Origin of the sequence: Allobosea sp. BK604 (assembly GCF_004341515.1) — a bacterium.
GTDB lineage: Bacteria > Pseudomonadota > Alphaproteobacteria > Rhizobiales > Beijerinckiaceae > Allobosea.
Genome location: NZ_SLZF01000012.1, coordinates 102,203 through 123,689, shown reverse-complemented (window position 1 = coordinate 123,689; position 21,487 = coordinate 102,203). Strand labels below are relative to the sequence as shown.

Genomic DNA, 21,487 nt, shown 5'->3' with positions numbered 1-21,487 from the left:
TCTCCCTCTCCGCGCCGCAGCGCCAGTATTTTCGTCAATGCTGCCGGCTCAGTAGTAATAGAGCCGGTGGCTGCCGAGGATTTCGATGGAGAAATCCTTCTCGTCCTGCTGTTCGACGAAGACATCGACGAAGGTCCATTCGTGGTCGCCGATCTTCTCGATGCGGAACCTGAACGGCTGGCCGTCATCGTCATTGTCGCCGTAATTGCGCTCGAAGCGGTCATCGTCATCGTCACGCTTGCGATCGTCGTCGTCATCGTCCCAGTCGGAGCGGATCTGGTATTGCTTGATGACGATGCGGTCGCCCGCCTCGAAATCGAGGATGTCGTGAACGAGGGCGCGGTCGTCGTCATCGAGGCTGACATCGAAATTGAAGGTGTCGCAGCCTTCGCCACCGCTCAGCGTCATCGCCGTGGCGCCGACGGTGAAGTGGTCGTCGCCGCCGCCGCCGATGATCTCCTCGAGGTCGAAGATCTGGTTGCGGCCGATCTCGATGCCGATCGCGGTGCCGTCGACAAGGTCGATATCGACGCTGCGCCGCGCCTGCGACAGATCGAGCGTGTCGTAGCCGTCGCCGCCATCGTAGCAATCGTCGTCGCCGTCGAGCGCGGCGACGATGTGGTCGTCGCCATCGCCGCCGCGAACCTCGTCGCGGCCGGCGCCGTCGCGGAGCGTGTCGTTGCCGGCGCCGCCCCGAAGGCGATCATCGCCATTGCCGCCATCGACGACGTCGTTCCCGTCTCCGCCGTCGAGATCGTCATTGCCGTCGCCGCCGAACATGCTGTCGTCGCCGGCGCCACCCTTGGCCTCGTCGTCGCCGGCGGCGAGCAGCATCACGTCGTTGCCGTCGCCACCCTCGGCATAGTCGTTGCCCGAGCCGGCATCGATCAGGTCCGTGCCGTCGCCGCCATAGAGCCTGTCCTGGCCGGCGCCGCCGGAGAGGTTGTCGTTTCCGCTCCCGCCGTCGAGGACATCGTCGCCATCGTCGCCGCGCAAGGTGTCGTTGCCGTCCTCGCCGAACAGGCGGTCGTCGCCATCGGCACCGGAGGCGGCATCGTCGCCCCCGCCGAGCCTGGCGGTATCGGCGCCCGCCGCGAGCTGGACCGTGTCCGCTCCGCTGCCGCCGATGACCAGGTTGCTGCCGCTGCCGGTGACGGTGACGCTGTTCGTGCCGGAGCCGGTCGAGATCACGTTGTCGCCGGGGCCGCCATGGATCTCGTCGTCGCCATCGCCACCGTCGATGATATCGTCACCCTCGCCGCCGTCGATGACGTCGTCGCCGGTGCCGCCGATGAGGTGATCATTGCCCGCCCCGCCCGAGAGCTGGTCGTTGCCGGCCCCCCCGACGATCAGATCATCGCCCTCGTCGCCATGGATGATGTCGTCGCCATCATCGCCGAAGAGCTGGTCGTTGCCGGCGCCGCCATGGATCGTGTCGTTGCCGCTGCCGCCATGGACGATGTCGTCGCCGCGGCCGGCATAGATCAGGTCATGGCCGGCTCCGCCGTGGATGATGTCTGCGCCGCCGCTGCCGAAGACGATGTCGTTGCCGCCGCGTGCGTCGATCGTGTCATTGCCGTCGCGCCCGTCGATCAGGTCGGCGCATTCGGTGCCGACGAGATCGTCGTCGCCATCCGTGCCGATCAATTCGACGAACTCGACGACGCTGACCGAGGCGGTCTGGACCACGCTCTCCTCGCCGTCGCTGATCGCGTAGCTGAACGTGACCGGGCCGTAGTAGCCATCCGCCGGCCTGAACTCCCAGCCGCCGTCGACAGCGACGATCTCGCCTGACGAAGCCGTGAGGTTGACGATGGTGAGCGGGTCGGCGTCGGCGTCGGATGCGCCCGCCAGCAGCGCGACCGCCGTGATCAGGAAGCTCTGGCAAATGCCGATATCGCCGAGGAGGACCGGCGCACCGACGCGCGGCGCGCGGTTGCGCAACGCCGGCGGATCCGGCGGCTGCGGGATGTCGATGTCGGTATTGCCATCATCGTCCGGCCAGGGCTCAGGCTCGGGCGTGACGATCACCGGCGAGAATGGACCGACGACGACCGGCAGGTTCGGCCGCGCGCCGGTATCGCGATCGGCGATATCATCCAGACCAGGCGAGCCGCTCGGGGCAGGGGAGCCGCCGAAGGATACCGCGCCGATATTGTCGTTGCCGGCGCGCTCGCGGCCATAGTCCATCTTGATCTCGCCAGCCAGCTGGCGTGCTGGCAGCGGCAGTTGTGCGTAGTCGATCGCGGGGGAATCGATGCCCAGGAAATCGGCGATGCCGCCGACACTGGGGCCCGGCCCACCGGAACCGATCGCCTGGTCGGGATCGACCGGCTTGTCGCCGAGCGCACCGGTCTCGTCCTCGGGCTGCTTCTCCGCATCCGTCGGTTCGGCGTCGGTGCGGGCTTGCCGCACCCGGCCTTCCCCAGCCTCCTCCGCCTCCGGGTGCTCGGTGGGCGGACCGAGGTCGGATTTGGAAAGGCCGGGGAAGATGCTTTTCAGGTAGATGGCGATGGAGGTGAGAGCGAGCACGAACACCGCCGGCCAGCGCGAGGGAGCGGGCTCGGTCGCCGGACCACGATAGAGCTCCTGCGTCGAGGGAAGTTGCGACGCCTCGGACCTGAGGGATTTGACCTGGATCGTCATGCCGACACCCGCTCGTGCAAGGCTTTGAGATGCTCGGCCGCCCGCGGCAGCCTGACGGGGGCGGGAGACGCGGCCGGCGCCTGGACCGGCTGCTGGATCGGCGCCGACTGGTTCGCGGCGGGAGCGAGAATCTCGTTCCTCGGGCCGAAGCCGGCGAGCTTGCCGTTCTGGATGACGCCGACCAGATCGACCGCCGTCAGGGCGCTTGGCCGATGCGCGACGATGACGACGATGCCGCCGCGCGCCTTGACCGTTTCGATCGCCGTCTTCAGCGCAGCCTCGCCCTCGCCGTCGAGATTGGAGTTGGGCTCGTCCATGACGACCAGGAACGGGTCGCCATAGAGCGCCCGCGCCAGGCCGATGCGCTGGCGCTGGCCCGCCGAGAGCGCGGCGCCCTGCGGTCCGAGCTGGGTCTTGTAGCCGTCAGGCAGGCGCAGGATCATCTCGTGGATGCCCGCCGCCGTGGCCGCCGCGATGATGCCGAACGCATCCGGATCCGGCTGCAGGCGCGAGATGTTCTCCTCGACGCTGCCATCGAGGAGGCTGACCTCCTGCGGCAGGTAGCCGACATGGCGTCCGAGGCTCTCTTCCGGCCACTGCGCCAGCTCGGCGCCATCGAGGCGGACCGCGCCGCGCAGGGCCGGCCAGATGCCGGTCAGCGCCTTGACCAGGGTCGTCTTGCCGCCGCCGCTTGGGCCGATGATCCCGAGCGCCTTGCCGGCTGTAAGCTCGAAGCTGACATCGCTGAGCAGAACCTGGCCCGAGCCGGGGGCTGCGACCGTGATCTTGTCGAGCTTGAGATATTTCGTCGGAGCGGGCAGCTCCATCGGCTCGGTCGCCTGGCTGAGGGCCACCACGGTCTCGCGCAGGCGCTGGAAGGCGGCACGCGCCGCGACGAAGGGCTTCCAGTTGGCGATCGCCTGGTCGACCGGGGCGAGGGCGCGGGAGGAGGCGACGGAGGCGGCGATGATCGCGCCGGCCGAGAGTTCGCCCTTGATCGTCAGATAGGCGCCAAGCCCCAGCGTCGCCGATTGCAGGATCATGCGCAGCACGCGCGAGATCGCGCCGAACGTGCCGCCGAAATCGTTCGACTTCGTCTGCAGCACGAGATGCTCGCGATTGGCCTGGTTGAAGCGCTCGACCGCGCGGCCGGCGAAGCCCATCGCCTTGAGCACCTCGGCATTGCGCGCATTGGAATCGGCGATCGTGTTGCGGGCGATCGCGGCCTGGCGCGTCGTGCCGTTGATCCGGCGCGTTGCCAGTTCGCTCAGCACCGTCAGCAGGGCGAGCACGAAAGCGCCGCCGAAGGTGAGGGCGCCGAGCCAGGGATGGAGGAAATAGACGAAGACCAGATAGAGCGGGATCCAGGGCAGGTCGAACAGGGCGCCGGGACCCTGGCTGCCGAGGAAGCCGCGCACCGTGTCGACGTCGCGGCCGCGCTCCAGGGCCTCGGCGCTGGAGAAGCCGAAGCGGGGCATGTCGATGGCGACGCGATGGGCGATCGGCGCGATGTTGCGGTCGAGCCTCGCGCCGAGGCGCACCAGTACCTGCGAGCGGATGACGTCGAAGGCGCCCTGGAAGAGATAGAGCCCGATCGCCAGGATCGAGAGCGCCGCCAGGGTCTGGACGGAGCCGCTGGTGAGCGCCCGGTCGTAGACCTGCAGCATGTAGAAGGATCCGGTCAGGGCCAGGATGTTGATGATGCCGGAGACCAGGAACAGGAAGAGGAAGGCGCTGCGGAAACCTTCCGTCAGCTTCGCGACATCGCGCTTGCGGGCGCTGGCGAGGCCTTTGGACATTGCCATGGCGGCGGACCGTGAGTTCGAAATGACGAGGAAATGCGGTGGAGGCAGGCGGGGTTTTCACCCGCCTGCCTGGGATGCCTTGCCGGTCAGAGCGAGAAGTTCCCGCCGGTCAGGTTGTGGCTGCCCTTCAGCTCGATGCGGAACTCCGCGTCGGAGTTCGCATCGATGCTGCCGCTGACGATGGTGTAGTCACCGTCCTGGCGGATCTCGTAGGTCACGGCCACCTGGGCTGCGCCTGTGAGCGGGCCGTTCACCAGCGTGAAGCTCTGGTTGCCGGCCTGCGTCGCGTTGGCGTCGATGCCGCTGAGATCGAGCCGGTCGCCCGGTTCGAAGTCGAGGATCGTGTCGCCATCGGCGGCCGCGGTGCTGAGGAAGCGGAACGTGTCGTTGCCGGTGCCGCCCTCGATCACGTTGACGGCGTTGCTCGCGGTGATCGTGTCGTTGCCCGAGCCGGTCGCGACGTTCTCGATATTCCAGAGCACGTCGTTGCCGCTTTGCGAGCTGGAGACGTTGCCGCGTCCGAGCAGGCCGTTGCCGAGATCGACGGTCAGGTTCGCGGTGATCGCCGAGAGGTCGAGCGTATCATTGCCCGAGCCGCCGCCGATATCGTCGCCGAAATAGGTGTCGTTGCCGTCACCCTGCTCGCCGACGATCACGTCGTCGCCGCTGCCGGCCACCACCGTGTCGTCACCCGCGCCGGCCGCGATCCGGTCATTGCCCGCCTCGCCGAAGATCCGGTCGTTGCCGGCCTCGCCATGGAGGAGGTCGTTGCCGGCTCCGCCGAAGACCTGGTCGTCGCCCGAGCCGGCGAAGACCACGTCGTCACCCGCTCCGGCATCGACGAAATCGGCGCCCTCGGCGGCGGAGATCGCATCCTCGCCCGCTTCGCCGATCAGGACGTCGTCCCCGGCGAAGCCGACGATGTTGTCATCGCCCGCGGTGCCGATCAGGACGTCGCTGCCGGTGGTGCCGACCCGCGGCCCGCTAACCGACGGCGCCGGCTCGGCGTCGTCATCGTCGCAACCGCAGTCATCGTCATCATCGTCGTCATTACCGCCCTGGTGATGATCGTCGTCATCATCGTCATCGTCATCATGGCCGTGATGGTCGTCATCGTCGTCATCATCGTCGCCGTGATCGCCGGAGCCGAATTGCGGCATCCCGTCGCCCGCGGTGAAGCAGATGCTGTGCGTGCCGCTCGTCATCGTGGTCACGCCGTTCTCGTCGGTCGTGACCTCGTAATCCTCCGGCACTGCGCCGTCGGGCAGCTCGATCACGTCCTGCGGCCGCAAGGTGCCGACGATCGTGTCGTTGCCGCCATTGGAGCGGAACACGATGCGGTGCGCCGAGGCCAGGGCGGAGATGTCGACCGTGTCGTCGCCGCCGGTCCCGTCGATGGTGATCGTGTTGAGCGCCAGGCTGGTGGTGGAGAAGTCACCGAAGATCTGGACGGTGTCGCCGTTGCCGGCCGAGCCGTTGACCGGATCGCCCGGCTGGCTGCCGATGCGGATCTCCTCGATATTGTCGAGCTCGGCGATGATCGAGGTTGTTGTCCCGACGGTGCGGGTGATCACGATCTCGGTGCCGGGCCTGAAGCCGGTCAGGCCGGCAGTGGCAGCTGCTTCGAGCGTATAGACGCGGTAGATCTCCGTCGTGCCGTTGCGTGTGTTCACGTCGAAGGTGTCGGTGCCGGAACCGCCATCGACGAAGTCGCGGCCATCCGTGTCGCCATTGTTGTTGGCGTTCCAGATGATCATGTCGTTGCCGCCGCCGGCCAGGACGACGTCGTTGCCCGTGCCGGCGTCGAAGGTGCCGTTGCCGGCGTCGCCGACGAGGATGTTGTTGGCGGTGTTGCCGTTGATCGTCTGTCCGCCGACCCGGGTCACGGTGACGCCGGCCGTGTCGCTGCCGGCGCCGTCACCCGCCGTGTAGCGGAACGAGCCCCCGGCGCCGCCGGTGGTGCCGTCGGTGATCGTGACGGAACCCGGATTCGTCGTCAGCGAGACCGAAGCGAGGCTGTTGAGGGTTCCGACCGCGGTGATGTCGAGCACGCCATCGGCATCGGTGTCATTGGCGAGCAGGACCCATTCGGGAACGACGATCGGCGCGGTCGTCACATTGGTGATGATCGTGTCGTCCTGGGCATTGGTCGGATCGTTCGTCGCCGCGACATTGACCGTCGTGACGGCGACATTGCTGTCCATGATCCCGTCATTGACGGTGACGTGGATGATGCGGTCGACCGTGCTCGGATTCTCGGAGGTGTTGTTGAAGGACACCGCCTGGATCGCACGCTGATATGCGACGAGCGATGCGGTTCCGGTGAGCGTGACGGTGATCTGGCCAGGGACCGAGGTGTCGACCGCGCCGGTGATGCCCGTGCCGGCCAGGTTGCCGATAGTGAGCACGTCGCTGGCCTGGGCATTGGTCAGGACGATGCGGGCCGAGACCATCTCGGTCGCGTCGTCAGCGATGCCGGGCCGCGAGGCGATCGCGACCGCATTGCCGTCTTCCGTAAAGTTGGTCTCGTAGTTCGTGGTCGGCGCGGCCGCCGGGACCGAGAGCTCGAACGCGAGATTGTCGATATTCACCGTTTCGTTGTTGGCGCTGACGTTCGAGACCGTGAACCGAATGATCGCATTGGTGCCGAACGGGCCGGTGAGGTCGATCGCGCGGTCCGCGTTGCCGGTCTGGTCGTCGATCGTATCGACCGTGACGAAGTTGACGCCGTCGGCAGCGAACTCGACGAGGACGGTCTCGCCATCGTCGAAGCCGCTCTCCTCGACCGAATAGGTCAGCCGGGCCGTGGTTGCGGCGGAGAGATTGACGCTGCGCTGGATCGTGGCGCCGTTGCCGGCGTCGAACTGCAGATCACCGTTGGTGATCCGGATCTGGCCGCTCGCCGCGGTCGCGCTGCCGTCGTCGCCGGTCTCGCTCCAGTCCGGGCCCCAGTTCAGCGAGCCGTTGCTGTTGCCGTAATTGGCGCTGTTGAAGCTGTCGACATAGGTGCCGCCCGCATCGAAGGCATGGAGCCTCAGCTCGGGGGGCGAGAGCATGATGTCGCCATCGGCGAAACGCAGGCGCTCGATGTTGAACAGGCGGTCCGTCCCGTCGGAAATCCGGTTCCGGCCGGTGACGGGATCGGTCTCGAGCGTCTGCTCGACATGCTCGACCGTGACGCTGCCATCGGCATTGCGGGTGATGGCATAGTTCTCCCTGACGTCCCAGTAGACGGCAGTGTCGATATCGTCCTCCTCGCCGCCGTCCAGGATCTCGCGGACGATGTTCAGCTGGGTTGGGACGATCTGGCGGGAGAGCATCAGCTCGGGCAGGGTCTTGCCGTTCCAGGTCGGGATCAGCGCGCCGGTGACGACCTGGTCGAGCGTGTCGACCGTCGCCAACTCGAGCCCGTCCTCATCACGGATGCTGATGCGGACGTTCAGCCATTGGTCGCCATCGATGATGTCGTTGCCGGCCTTGCCCTCGATCAGGTCGCTGCCGCCGCCGCCGAGGATGATGTCCGAGGCATCGGCCGTATCCATGACGATGGTCTCGGTCTGGCCCGCGACGGTCACCGTCCTGCGCTCGAGATGGGCGACGAGCGCGTCCAGCCCGTCGATCAGGTGCAGGTTCTTTTCGAGGAGCGCGTTCGAATAGGATTCCAGCGGCGCGTCCGGATCGATCTCCGCCGCGTTGCCGTCGGCATCGTAGGAGCCGATCACGACCTCGCGGCCGACCAGCTTGTCGTCATATTTCCAGCCCGAGAGGCCTTCGACCAGGTCGAAGCGGTCGCGCAGGATGTTGTTCTGCTGGTTCTGGAAGATCGACACCGTCATGTCGGAGTCGGCGGCCTGCTCATGGCCCTTGTGGATCGCCCAGTCGAACCCGGCCATGCCGTTGTTGCGCTCGATGCCCTCGCCCTGGAACATGATGTCGTCGCCGGACTCGGCATCATAGTCATTGTCGTTGCCGCGGCCGTTGAGCACGTCGTGGCCGATGATCGAGGAGTTGAAGAAGAGTTCCGAGTTCTCGCCGGCGAGCGTGTCGAAGCTCTCGCCGCCCTCGATCCAGTCGTCGCCCTCGTTGCCGGCCAGCATGCTGATGCCGGTGCCGCCACGGATGAAGTCGTTGCCTTCGCCGCCCGAGACGGTCTTCGCCTCGGTTCCCCCGTAGATGAAGTCGTTGCCGCGGCCGCCGAAGATCAGGTCGAGGCCGTTGCCGGGCGTGATGACATCATGCCCGTCATCGCCATGGATGACGTCGGCCGCGCCGATATCGGTTCCGCTATCGGTGATGATGTCGTTGCCGGCGCCGCCATGGAGGTGGTCGACGCCATAGCCACCCTCGAGGCGATCGTCGCCAGCTCCGCCCCAGAGCGTGTCGTCGCCCTCGCCGCCGATCAGGGTGTCATTCCCGGCGGTGCCGCCGAGAACGACATGCTCGAGACCGGTATAGCGCAGGTAGTTGGTGTCGATCTCGGCCGTGGCCGGATTGTCGCGCACGACGAGCGGGCTCATCGCCTGCAGGACCGGGTTGGTGTGGAGCGGATCGGCCTTGCCGTCTGCGCCGAGGCCCGTGACCTGCTTGTTCTGGTCGACTTCGAGAATAAAGGACGCGGTCTGGAAGGCGGCGCCGTTGATATGCGGTGCGTCCTCGTCGCCGGCCGTGGTGTTGCGCATGATCAGCTGCGCGAAGGAATCGCCCTCGAGCTCGTTCAGCAGGTTCAGGCCCTGGGTGCGGCTAAGATAGTAGAACCGGTCGCCAGCCTGGAGCTGCTCCATCTGGAATTCGAAGACATAGGTGAAGCTGGAGCCCAGCATCGCGCCGAAGGTCATCTTCTTCTCGGCCAGGCCGCCGATCCAGAAATCGACCCTGTCGAGGCCGGTGATGGTGACGCCATCCGCGTCATTGGCCCAGGCGCCGCTGCCGTTGAGGAAGGCGAGCCGGTCCGCCGGCGCACCCGGTCCGCCCATGACGAGGAGGGTCGCGGCGTCGCGCTTGGCCTCAAGCGTCGTCGCCGAGGTGATGGTCGAATGGGTGCCGTAAGCCGCAATGAAATTGATCAGCGAGGCCGGGTTCTTCATCGACAGGGCGAAGTCGAACCAGCTCTCATAGGGCTTCACCCGGCTGTCCTGGCTATCCTCGTAGAACTGCCGGCGCGCTTCGTTCAGCGAGGGCACGCCCGTCTCGCGGGCACGGGCGATGTTGATCGTGCCGAGATCGAGCGGGAGACCAACGAGATTGTTGCGCAGCGCATCGGTGATGTGCTCGTCGATCTCGTTGCCGGTCTGGCGCATCATGCCGCGCAGGATCGCGGCGGAGGCGTCCTCCGCGTTGGTTCCCGCCGCGTTGAACGCAATCGGGTTGAGGAAGGCCTCGATCAGCCCGATCTCCGAGGCGATGGGAGCGCCGCCCGGGCCAGCCGAGAGGATGTCGACCGTGTCGGTCAGCATCGAATGGCCGAAGCGGTAGACCACATGGGCGAACTCGGCGACGATGGCGCCGTCGACCGTGGTGGTGTTCGAGAACAGGAACGGATCGACATCCGGCGCGACCGCCCGGGCGAACTCCTCGAAGACGAGATGCTGATAGACCATCTCGGTCGAGAAGCGGGCGGCCTGGAACAGGCGCTCGCCATCCCAGTTCAGGGCCGCGATGACCGCCGGATCGGTCGGGATCTGGGTGACGTCGGTCAGCAGCCACTCGTTCAGGAAGGCCAGGCTGGCGCCTTCGCCGGTCAGAAGCTGCTCCTTGATCTGCTCAACGCGCAGATTGTGCTCGGCATGGAAAACCTGATGGACGGAGGTCAGGCCGATATTCTCGTTGCCGCGCCCGTCGCCGACGATGAAATGCGCATCGAGCAGTTCGTCGTCATAGGTGGTGGCGATGCCGTAGGCGTTCGGGGTGATGGTGTTGCCGGCGACGTCGTCGCTATCCGGCAGAACCTCGACAGGCGCCGTATCGGGCCTGCGGTCATGGTCGACCGGGCCTGACGGGACCGCGCTATGTGCGATGTCGTTCAGGAAGGCCCGCCCGGCCGAATAGGCCTGCGAGGCCAGGACCGGAGCGTCGAGATCGCCCTCGAGCGGGCCGGAAGCCGTCACGAGCTGCGGGAAGCCATTCGCTCCACGGATGAACTCGCCATAGAGGTCGGTCAGTACGGCTGGGACACGCAGGACATCCATGTCCGTCAGCTGGATGCCCAGCATATCGGCCGCCTGCTTCTTGACGTCGGCCCAGGTCGCCGGGCCGCCGCTGGCGCCCTCGAGCATGCGGCCCGTCGCGACCGGCTTGCCGTCGACCAATTCATATTCGCGCAGGAAGACCTGGTGCGACGGGTTCGAGGTATAGACCTGGTTCAGGTCGATCCACGGCGTCGTCTCGTTATTGTGGTCGCGCGTGTCGTCCGCCGTCCCCAGCTCACCGTCTGCGCCGGCGCCGATGACCGGTGTCGCGCGGGTCAGGACCATGAAGTTGGTCGGGCTGCCCGGCACATAGAGCGGATCGTCGGGTTGAAGCGGGATATAGACCGTGCCTGCCCCGCCCTTGCTGACGAGGTCGAGGCCGTGATCGAAGAACTGGCCGAACAGCGTGAAGAAGCCGTTGAAGGGCGCGGTATCGCCGAGATCAGGCGCGACGTTCGGGATCAGGACCGAGTCGCCTTCCATGGTCACGCCGAGGGTCTCCTCGAGTGCCGCATATGCGTCGTCCTTGGCCTCGGTCGCGGCATCGAGCACGAGCTGGGCAGCGTTGATCACGGCCTGCATCGCGGCGACCGCGGATCCGGCCGGCGGCGGACCATAATAGAGGTTCGCCAGCGCCTGCTTCGCCGTCGCCACGCCCTTCTCGGCCTGCACATAGGTCTCGTAGGCCGAGACCGCGCCCTCATAGACCGCCTTGTTCGCGGTGATCGCGAGGAACGCGTAAGGGTCCTCGTGGCCGAGATTCGTCAGCGCGGAGATGATCGTCGCCGGATTGCCCAGGGTCTGGTCGGAAATCAGGTTCGAGATCAGGCGCGGCTGGGAATCGTAGACATTGCCGGAGGTCTGCTCGTAGCTCGTCTGCGTGGTCCCTGCGGGAGATGTCGGGCCATGGAGGCCAGCCGGTGCCGTTTCAGCGTCATGGAAGACAGGATCGAGCAGCCGGGGCATGATCTGATCGGATGATCCGACCCATTCGCGCCCGGGAGTGAGGTTGTTCCACGAGCCATCGACCGTGCGCAATCCATAGGGCACCAGCGGATTGTCGACGAGTTCTGTGAGCGGCGTCCCGTCGGTGTGCGCCTCCGCGATCTTAATCTGCTTCAGGATGAATTGCAGATCGTGCGTATTGAGCTTCATCACACCCTCACTTTTGAAATCAAATCGATCACGGACTAAGGCAGCCGGCGCCGGTGCGACGACGGCAAATTAACCTTTCGTTAATGAGATAATGCCGTAACTAAACAATGGTCGTGAGAGAAATTGGTCCGATTATTTTCAGGACTAAATCCTGGGGTAAGAAAACGACTTAAGAACACTGCAAAAACTGGCCCGGGGACTAGGGGTTTTTCTGGTCTTTGGTCCAGTTCTGCGAGACGCGCTCCGGGCCCGGTCGCGATGTGGAGGATGGGGTGAAGTCGGGTCTTCGTGGCTGGCTTGGCCACGGCCAGCAGGCCCTGGCAAAGCGGCCTTTCGGCAGCTTGTCGGCCCAGTTCCTGGTCGCGGGCGGTCTGCTGCTGTTGATCGCGATGCTGTTCGCCGGCTACGCGATCAGCGCCCTCGTCGCGCGCAGCACGATCAATCACAAGGCGGCAGCCACGGCGCTGTTCATGCAGAGCCTGGTTGCGCCCTTTGCTGATGAGCTCGCCAGCACGGGGCGCCTGTCGCCGGACTCATCCGCCAGGCTCGACATGCTCCTGTCGAAGGAGCAGTTCAAGGATCGGTTCCCCTATTTCGAGATCTGGAAGCCCGACGGAACCGTCGCCTATTCGAATTCTACCCAGATCATCGGCCAGCGCTTTCCGCATTCTGCCGGGCTGTCGCGCGCGCTGAGCGGCGAAGTCGTCGCCGACTACACGGACCTGCGCGCCGGCGAGCACCGCGTCCGTGACATCAAGACGCCGTTCCTCGAAATCTACAGCCCGATACGCTCGGGCGTGGAGGGACATGTCCTGGGCGTCGCGGAGATCCACGAATTCACGCAGCCTCTGCAAGGGGACCTCGCCAATCTGCGCTGGGGCAGCTGGCTGGTCGTGGCCGGAAGCACGCTGGCGATCATGCTCGGCCTTTACGGTATCGTCCGTCGCGGAAGTCGGACCATCGAGGCGCAGCACGCTGCCCTGGAGGCGCGTATCGCCGAAGCCGAGAGGCTGGCATTGTTGAACCAGAACCTGAGAGATCGCCTGCAGCGCGCATCCGCCCGCGTCGCCGAGCTCAACGAGCAGTTCATCCGCACGGTCGGGGCCGAACTGCATGATGGCCCGGCCCAGCTCGTCGGCTTCTCCAAGCTCAAGCTCGACGAGATCGCGGCCGCCTCCGACCCTGCTGCGCGCGGCCGGCTCGTCCAGCATCTGGGCACGGTCCTGTCTGAAGCCCTGCACGAAATCCGGACGATCGCGAAGGGGCTGCTCCTGCCCGATCTTGCAGGCCTGCCCTTGCAGGACGTCATTGCGCGCGCTGCGCGCGCTCACGAGAGACGGACGCATACCGAGGTGCAACTCGCGACCGAAGCCGTCGGCATCGAGATTTCGGATGCCGTGAGGGCTTGCGTGTTCCGCTTCGTTCAGGAATGCCTGAACAACGCTTTCCGCCACGCGGCCGGCGCCCGGCAATCCGTCAGCTGCGCGCTCTATGGCACGACGCTTTCAGTCGTGGTCGCAAATGACGGGGCAGCCGTTATCGTCGAGCGGGACGCCGCTGACGGAGAGCGACTCGGCCTGCAAGGGCTGCGCAATCGCGTCGAAAGCCTCGGCGGAACATTCGCCGCCGAGATCCGGCAATCGGGAGAGACCCGGATTTCGATGAACCTGGAGCTTGTTGGAGGGCTGCTTGAACACTGACAGGCGCTCGATTGTCGTCGTCGACGACCATTCGCTCTTTCGGAGCGGCGTGGTCCAGGCCTTTCGTGACGTCGACGATTTCGACGTTGTCGGCGAGGGGGCGACCGCCGAAGATGCCATCAACCTGGTCGAACGTCTCACGCCCGACATTGCGCTGACGGATGTCTCGATGCCCGGCGGCGGCCTGGGAGCCGCGCAGAAAATCTGCAAGCGCTGGCCCCGGGTGAAGGTCATCATGCTGACGGTGTCCGAAGACCAGGAGACCGTCCTGAAAGCGCTTGATGCCGGTTCGGTCGGATACGTGCTCAAAGGCGTGTCCGCGCCGGACCTGGTCAGTATCGTGCGCTCGATTGCCGATGGCGAGCGCTATGTCCCACCCGGCATGGCGGTCCAACTCCTGGCGGCAATGCGCAAGCCGCAACCGGTCGACCCGATCCAGGCCAGGCTTGCACTCCTGTCCCGCGCCGAGGAGCGCGTCCTTCGGCTTCTCGGCCATGGCCTGAGCAACCGCGAGATCGCGGAGGCGACAGGCGTGCAGGTCAAGACGGTGAAGTTTCACGTCTCGAACATTCTCGCGAAAGGGGAATTCAAGAACCGCACCGAGGCTGCCATTGCAGCCCAGCGTTATGTCCCGGCGTCCGACGAGTGACGTAACGGCAATCATAGTCGTGTCTCTGGAGATGCGAGGTGATGCACCTCTAATGCTGATCATATCGGGGCGTGTGGGTGGCCCCCAATACAAATTGTTGGTAAGAAAAATTTTCTATATACTACCGCGTTTATCGGCCGTCGTTGAGATGTATAGTATTCTATTGTTGAATTAATGTTCGATTTTTGTTCGTTTTTTCGGAATGTAGGCGATATATCTGTGCTTTGATGCTTTTTCAAGATCGGGAAGCTCGGCAACTCCCAAATGGGAGCGCCTAGATAACGGCGGATGCGCAATTAACCCTCCGTTAACTAGGGTATTTACATCGATTCCAACTTAGGCGATGGCTCTTGCGACCTACGACAAAAGTAAGGGTGGGGCGGAGACTCTGGTGATCTCGGTTGGCATTGTCGATGACCATCCCCTCATGATGGAGGGGATTGCGTCCGTTCTCCGGGGCAGGACCGGCTTTGCCATCTCGGCAACGGGCTCGCGCGCGGGCGACATCATCGCGATTGCGTCACGTCATGAGATCGACGTGATGATCATCGACCTCAACGTGCCGGGGGATGCGTTCCAGGCGATGGCGAGCCTCCGCCGGGAATACCCGGACACGAAGATCATCGCCTTTGCCGCCTCTGCCAGCGCAGAGCATGCGATGCGCGCCCTGGATTCCGGCGCTGACGCCTATGTGCTGAAGAACAGCCAGGCGGGGGAACTGTTCGAGGCGATCGACATGACGCGGCGCGGCGAGATGTATGTCACGCCATCCTTCGCGACCAAGGTCATCGGCGCGCTGCAGAGCAAGGCGCTGCAAAAACGCGTAGCGGAAAGCACGAAGCTCAGCTTGCGGGAGGAGCAGATCGTGCATCTGCTGCTCTGTGGCAAGCGCAACAGCGAAATCGCGCGCACGCTGGCGCTGAGCGAGAAGACGGTCAAAGGCTACATGACCAACCTCATGGGCAAGCTCCGCGCGCGGAACAGGCTGGAGGTGGTCATTGCCGCGCAACGGCTGAACCCGCATCGCTTCGCCGGTACAGGTGCCGGTGCGACGGCCAGGGTCGACACCGAAAATTGACCCGGTAGCGCGGGGGCCTCCAACGCGTCGCCGCTAGGAGCGCTTGCCGGTGAAGACATAGCCCACGCCGCGGACGGATTTGATCAGCGTCGGGGCGCCGGGTTCCGGCTCGATCTTCTTGCGCAGTCGCGCGATCTGGGCGTCGATCGTCCGGTCGAAGGCTTCCTGGCGGCGCCCGCGCGTCAGGTCCATCAGCGTCTCCCGCGAGAAGACGCGCCCCGGATGGCGCGCGAACACGGTGAGGATATCGAACTCTCCGGTGGTGAGCGCGACCTCCTGGCCGTCCGGCATCGTCAGCCGCCGCCGCTCCGGATCCAGTTCCCAGCCGTCGAAGCGGATGATGCCCGTCTCGGTCTTCGCCGCTTCGGGTGAGCGCTGACGGCGGCGCAGCACCGTCCGCAATCGGGCCAGGACCTCGCGGAGATGGAACGGCTTGGCGATATAGTCGTCGGCCCCGACCTCGAGCCCGACGATGCGGTCGACGACGTCGTCGCGCCCGGTCAGCATGATGATCGGCAGGTCCGAACGCGAGCGGATCTCGCGCGCCAGTACCAGGCCATCTTCGCCGCCGGGAAGGATGAGATCGAGCAGGACGATGTCGATCGGGGAATTCTGCAATACCTCACGCATGCCGCGCCCGTCCGGGACGGCGCTGACGCGATAACCCTCATCCTCGAAATAGCTGATCAGCATTTGCCGGATGCGCGCATCGTCGTCGACGACGAGGATGTGTTCGCTGCGTGTCTGCGGATCGGCCATCTGCACTTGGAAGGAGCGGGGCGGGGAGCTTGTCACAGTTCGTTACAAATCAGCACTATCGGTAACACGCCGATCGTTCCGCAGTCACGCAAGGGCACTCAACTCGTGTCATCAATTCCGATGCGGAGACGGTGGTCATGATCGTTGCGAATGCGGTGTCCCGGGCGCCCGGCCAGTTTCCGGGTCTCGCGCTCAACGCGGTGAAACCCGGCCTGCTCGGCCTATTCAGCCGCCAGCCGCTGGAGACCCATGAGAGCGGCAGCGCGATCTTCTGGGAAGGCGACGCCGCGACGCATGTCTTCAAGGTCGTCGAGGGTGTGCTTCGCATCTTCAAGATCCTGGCCGATGGCCGCCGCATCATCACCGGCTTCATCTATCCCGGCGAGATTCTCGGCATCTCGCTCGACGAGCGCTACCTCTACACCGCCGAGGCGGTGAACGAGGTCAAGCTGCGGCGGCTCGGCCTCAACCGGTTCCGCGAGGCGATCGATGAATCGGCCGAGCTGCGGCCACTCTTCGTCGCCAGGATCTGCGAGGAAATGGCCTCTGCGCAGAACCGGATGGTGCTGCTTGCCCGCAAGAGCGCCGAGGAGCGCGTGTGCAGCCTCCTGCTCGAACTGGCACGCCGCGCGCCGCGCCGCCCAGGGCCGATCGTCGTCGAGTTGCCGATGAACCGCCTCGACATGGCCGACTATCTCGGCCTGACCATCGAGACCGTGTCACGAACGGTGACGAGCCTGACCCATCGCGGCGTGATCACGCCGAGCAGCCGCTACGCCTTCGAGATTCGCCAGCTATCGAACCTGGCCTGCCTTGCTGGTGAGGTCGAGGAGGGCGATAACGCTCTGGCTGATGCCGGGATGGCGCAGCAGGCATCTCGGCCTCATTGACGAGCGCAGGACCGGCCGGGTGACGAAGACCAGCGAACGGAAAGTCATCACGCAGAGCGGCCTGGACGAGATCGCTGCGATCCTCGACGACGGCAACTTCATCGTTCACGGCTTCGACGGCGTGATCAGCCGCTGGACGAGCGGCTGCGAGGAGCTCTACGGCTGGACCGCCGCGGAGGCGATCGGGAGGAGCGTTCACGACCTCCTGAAGACGGTCTTTCCGCGCCCGCTCGACGAGATTCTCGCCGAGCTCCGCCGGCACGGCACCTGGAAGGGCGAGCTGACGCAGCGGCACCGCGACGGACGGCCGATCTTCGTAGCCAGCCGCTGGGTCGCCGTGGCCTGCGATCGGCCTTCCGACTTCGTCATCGTGGTGACGAATTCCGATATCAGCGACCTGAAATACGCGCAGGACGACCTCGCCGCGCGCGAATCCCACTTGCTTTCGATCCTCGAGACCGTGCCGGAAGCGATGGTGGTGATCGACGAGGCCGGCATCACGCTGTCCTTCAGCAAGGCGGCGGAGCGCCTCTTCGGCTTCGCGGCGGAGGAGGTCTGCGGGCGCAACGTCAAGATGCTGATGCCGAATCCCGACCGTGATCGGCATGACGACTATATCTCGCGCTACCTGACCACCGGCGAACGCCGCATCATCGGTTTCGGCCGCGTCGTCACAGGGCAGCGCAAGGACGGCACCACCTTTCCGATGGAGCTTGCGGTCGGTGAGGCTGCGACCAGCGGCAAGCGGATTTTCACCGGCTTCATCCGCGACCTGACCAGCCGCCACAAGATGGAAGAGGAGTTGCGCCAGTCGCAGAAAATGGAGGCGATCGGCCAGCTGACCGGCGGCATCGCCCATGACTTCAACAACCTGCTGACGGTCATCAGCGGCAATCTCGAGATGATCGAGCGGCGGCTCGATAACGAAAGGCTGCTCGCCCTGCTGCGCGAGGCGCAGGGCGCCGCCGATGACGGCGCCAAGCTGACCGGGCAACTGCTCGCCTTCGGTCGGCGCCAGGCGCTCAACGCCAAGCTCGCCGATATCGGCCAGCTCGTCTCGAATTTCGCCGACCTGCTGCGGCGGACGCTCGGTGAGGCGATCGAGCTGCGCACGGTGATCACCGGAGCAGCGCTGTCGGCCCTGGTCGATACCGCCCAGCTCCAGAACGCGCTGCTCAACCTCGCGCTCAACGCGCGCGACGCGATGCCGCGCGGCGGGCGGCTGACGGTCGAGATCGCGCGCGCTCATCTCGACGCGGACTATGCCCAGATGTACCCGCAGGTGCGCACCGGCGACTATGTCCTCGTCAGCATCTCCGATACCGGCGAGGGCATGAGCGCGGAGGTCCAGCAACGCGCCTTCGAGCCGTTCTTCACGACTAAGGGGGTCGGCTCAGGCACCGGGCTCGGCCTGAGCATGGTCTATGGCTTCGCCAGGCAATCGGGCGGGCATGTGCAGCTCTACAGCGAGCTCGGCCGGGGCACGACGGTGCGGCTCTTCCTGCCGGCTGCCGCCGGCCTGCGCGGAGGGGTGGGCGAGCCCGGAGGGGAGGCGGATGCGCCGGCAGGTCCGCGCGGCCATGAATGCATTCTGGTCGTGGAGGATGATGCGCGCGTCCGCCGCGTCGCCGTCGCACGGCTGGAGGACGAGGGCTATCGCGTGATCGAGGCCGGCAACGGCGCGCAGGCGCTCACGGCGCTGGCCGAGCATCCGGAGATCGAGCTGCTCTTCACGGATATCGTGATGCCCGGCGGCATGCTCGGCGACGAGCTCGCCAAGGAGGCCCGGGCGCTGCGCCCCGATCTCAAGGTCCTTTTCACCTCGGGCTATGCCGAGCCCAGCCTTGCCGGCCGCGAGCTCGACGAAGGCAGCTGGCTCAAGAAGCCCTATACGGCGCGGGAGCTGGCGACGCGGCTGCGTCTGCTGCTGGACTGATTCAGCCGCTGGCCAGAGACGTCTCCCGCGCCCCGAACCCTTCCGTCAAAGGATCGCCGATGACGAAAGCGTGCCCGAAGCCGGCGCCGGAGCGGGCCATGCGGCCTGCACCGTGGTTCCCGCTCCGATAGCCGCGATGGCAGCATCTGCGACCGTCCTGCCGTCCGCCTGTGCGGCAAGCCGCGTCCAATCGGTCGCCGCGCCCTTCCGGGCGAGCTGGGCCCTGATCACCTCGGAGGTCGCGTCGGACGGATCACCCAGCCGCTCGGCCACGCGCCGTATCAGCATCTCCTCCGGCGCGTCGAGCCAGAGGCCCCGGAACGGCACTCCGGCATGCCTCGCAACCTCGCAGATCCGGTCGCGCTCGATCCGCCGGTCGAAGACCGCGTCCGCGATCGCCGCATGGTCTTGCGACAGCGCGTTCGCGGCCGCCTCCGCCATGGCCTGGTAGGTGCGGGCTGAAGCCTCTTCGGAATAGGCCGCCTCGGGCAGCCGCGTCTCGGGCGAGACGCCGAACAGGCGCTTCCTGAGGCGGTCGCTCGCGGCGATCCGGGCCCCCGGGGCAGGGCCGAGCTTCGGCGCGACCGCGGCCGCGACCGTCGACTTGCCCGAGCCCGAATAGCCACCGATGGCGACGAGAATGGGCGGCCTGCGCTCCAGCAAGGTGAGGCAAAGCTCGAGATAGGCCTGTGCTTCCGCCAGCTTCCAGGCGGAGGACGGCTCGTTGCCGGTGGCACTGGCCGCGGTGACATGGGCGCGCACCGCGGCGCGCACGGCCATGAAGAAGGGCAGCAGGCGCAATCCCGCCTCGTCGCCGGTGGCGTCGAGATAGCGGTTGAACAGGGCGTTCGCGAGCGTCTCGCGCCGGCGGTACCACAGGTCCATCAGGACGAAGGCGAGGTCGTAGAGGACGTCGGTCGTGGCGAGATCCTCGTCGAACTCAAGGCAGTCGAAAAGCAGCGGCTTGCCATCGACCATGCAGATATTGCGCAGGTGCAGGTCGCCATGGCAGCGCCGGACCTTGCCGTCGCGCGCCCGCTGGTCGAGCAGGCCGGCATGACGGGTGAGGGCGGTGCGGCAGGCGGCGTTGACCTGGGCGACCTCAGCTGGTGCGAGGAGAGACGTGGCGGCGAAGGCGCGTTCGTTGACGGAGAGCACGCGCCCCATGCGCGCCGCCCCGTCGCCGCCCTCCGCAATCGCGGCCGAGCGGTGGAATTCGGCGATGCTCGTTGCCAGCGCCGCCATGTCGGACGACGTCAGCTGTCGCTCCTGCGCAAGTCTGTCGAACAGGAGACTGTCGTCGAAGCGCTTCATCTCCAGCACGGCGTCGACGAGCTTGCCCTGGCCGTTCAGTGTCAGGCTGCCGTCGCCCTCGCGCGTGATGCGGTGGACGGCGCGGTAGAGCTCCGGCGCGGTGCGACGGTTGAGCATCAGCTCGCGCTCGCACATGGCCAGCCGGCGCTCGGGCGTCGACAGGTCGAGATAGGGCAGGGCGACCGGCCGTTTCAGCTTGAGCGCGCGCGAGCCGAGCAGCAGCACCACCGAGATATGGGTCGAGACCGTCCGCGCCCGCCCCGCGCAATCGCCGAAGGCTCGCGGCGAGCCGAGAAAGCAGATCGTCTCGTTCTGATTGCAGGCCTGCATCTGCGTGCACTCCGCCTCCCCTGAATAATTCCGATCATGGCCCGGTGGTTCACCCGCAGGCTTTGATTTCGGTCAAGCACGCCGAATTCGGCCTGGATGCAGATCGGCTATCCTGCTCCTTCCGCTCGCCGTCTTCCGCCTGATCACGCCGTCATGCGATCAATGGCTCATCAGACAACAGATCGATGCGTGATCGAGCAGATCACGCGTGACGCCGCCGAGGATCCACTCACGCGTCCGGCTGTGGCCATACGCGCCGGACACCAGGAGATCCGCGCCTTCCTGCCGGGCGCGCTCGACCAGTTCGTCGGCGATGCACGCTTCCCGGATCGTGGCATCCGGGAGGATGCGGGCGTTGACTCCATGCTGGCGCAAATAATCCTGCAGGCCGCGCGCGCCCGAAGTCTCGGGGCTTTCGCCAGCGGTGAAGACGAAGACCTCTTCGGCGGCCTTCAGAAAAGGCAGCGCGTCCCAGACCGCGCGGCGCGCCTCGCGCGTGTCCTTCCAGGCGATGACGATGCGTTGCGCAGACAGGCGATCCGTGGCGGGCGGCACGACCAGGACGGGGCGCCCGGCTTCGAGCAGGATCGATCCGGGATCGACGGCGAAGCGCCAGTCACGGTGATCGCTGCGTCCTTGCCGGCCGATGATGAGGAGATCGGCAGCGTGGGCCTGCTCGACGAGAAACGGTGTCGGTTCGTCCATCCCGGTCCGCAGCGCGGTGCCTGCGGCGGGCCCGGCGAGCTTGATGAGGCCGGCTTCGATCTCTTGCAGCTCTTCGGCAGCGATCTCGCGCCACTGCTCAATCAGCGTCTGTGCGGCAAAACCCGCCTCCAGAGGGAGGGCGGGAATGATGCTGCGCGAGGCCGAGCCGATCAGGCGCGCACCGAAGCGCTCTGCCAGGCGGGCGGCGAGCGCAACGCGGCTGGCAGCATCCGGGCCAAGATCGAGATTCACGATCAAGCTCGCATAGGACGACATGACAAGCTCCATGGGGTCGAATGTCGCAATGCCACCTGTGCCTGAGCAGATTGCTTTGA

The 21,487-nt window shown here is 65.9% G+C and carries 11 protein-coding genes; 5 read left to right on the top strand and 6 right to left on the bottom strand.

The window, feature by feature from the left end; translation table 11 throughout:
* Positions 1-48 precede the first annotated feature (48 nt).
* The 3 genes from EV560_RS30350 to EV560_RS30340 form a co-directional block, all read right to left on the bottom strand.
* Positions 49-2,646: a cadherin-like domain-containing protein gene (locus EV560_RS30350; protein WP_131859589.1), complete on the bottom strand. Its 2,598-nt coding sequence runs from the start codon at positions 2,644-2,646 to the stop codon at positions 49-51.
* Positions 2,643-4,451: a type I secretion system permease/ATPase gene (locus EV560_RS30345; protein ID WP_131859588.1), complete on the bottom strand. Its 1,809-nt coding sequence runs from the start codon at positions 4,449-4,451 to the stop codon at positions 2,643-2,645. The genes EV560_RS30350 and EV560_RS30345 overlap by 4 nt, the downstream gene beginning before the upstream one ends.
* Positions 4,452-4,537: 86 nt before the next feature.
* Positions 4,538-11,791, bottom strand: a complete 7,254-nt coding sequence (locus EV560_RS30340) for a peroxidase family protein (protein WP_131859587.1) — start codon at positions 11,789-11,791, stop codon at positions 4,538-4,540.
* A gap of 272 nt (positions 11,792-12,063) precedes the next feature.
* On the opposite strand from EV560_RS30340, the gene EV560_RS30335 reads away from it, so the two are divergent.
* The 3 genes from EV560_RS30335 (at position 12,064) to EV560_RS30325 (ending at position 15,218) form a co-directional block, all read left to right on the top strand.
* Entirely contained in the window at positions 12,064-13,491 is a 1,428-nt protein-coding gene (locus EV560_RS30335; RefSeq protein WP_131859586.1) for a sensor histidine kinase, read from the top strand.
* Positions 13,466-14,140: a response regulator transcription factor gene (locus EV560_RS30330; RefSeq protein ID WP_348982282.1), complete on the top strand. Its 675-nt coding sequence runs from the start codon at positions 13,466-13,468 to the stop codon at positions 14,138-14,140. Before EV560_RS30335 ends, EV560_RS30330 begins: the two co-directional genes overlap by 26 nt.
* A gap of 391 nt (positions 14,141-14,531) precedes the next feature.
* On the top strand, positions 14,532-15,218 hold the full coding sequence (locus tag EV560_RS30325) for a response regulator (RefSeq protein WP_248312274.1): 687 nt from the start codon (positions 14,532-14,534) through the stop codon (positions 15,216-15,218).
* Positions 15,219-15,251: 33 nt separating this feature from the next.
* Here EV560_RS30325 and EV560_RS30320 read toward each other — a convergent pair whose 3' ends face one another.
* The gene (locus EV560_RS30320) at positions 15,252-15,977 is read right to left on the bottom strand and encodes a response regulator (protein WP_131859583.1); all 726 of its coding nucleotides are present in this window, start codon (positions 15,975-15,977) and stop codon (positions 15,252-15,254) included.
* A 137-nt stretch (positions 15,978-16,114) separates the two neighbouring features.
* Here EV560_RS30320 and EV560_RS30315 point away from each other — a divergent pair, with 137 nt between their 5' ends.
* Together EV560_RS30315 and EV560_RS30310 are read left to right on the top strand one after the other, a co-directional pair.
* Positions 16,115-16,867 carry a helix-turn-helix domain-containing protein gene (locus tag EV560_RS30315; RefSeq protein ID WP_248312273.1) on the top strand — a complete coding sequence of 251 codons (753 nt, stop codon included), beginning with the start codon at positions 16,115-16,117 and terminating at the stop codon, positions 16,865-16,867.
* A gap of 19 nt (positions 16,868-16,886) precedes the next feature.
* Positions 16,887-18,803, top strand: coding sequence for a PAS domain S-box protein (locus tag EV560_RS30310; RefSeq protein WP_465247053.1), 1,917 nt, complete (start codon positions 16,887-16,889; stop codon positions 18,801-18,803).
* 45 nt (positions 18,804-18,848) lie between these two features.
* Here EV560_RS30310 and EV560_RS30305 read toward each other — a convergent pair whose 3' ends face one another.
* Both EV560_RS30305 and EV560_RS30300 read right to left on the bottom strand, forming a co-directional pair.
* Positions 18,849-20,447: a bifunctional aminoglycoside phosphotransferase/ATP-binding protein gene (locus EV560_RS30305; protein WP_131859581.1), complete on the bottom strand. Its 1,599-nt coding sequence runs from the start codon at positions 20,445-20,447 to the stop codon at positions 18,849-18,851.
* Between the two features lie 159 nt (positions 20,448-20,606).
* Positions 20,607-21,428, bottom strand: a complete 822-nt coding sequence (locus EV560_RS30300) for a universal stress protein (protein WP_165923713.1) — start codon at positions 21,426-21,428, stop codon at positions 20,607-20,609.
* Positions 21,429-21,487: the final 59 nt, after the last annotated feature.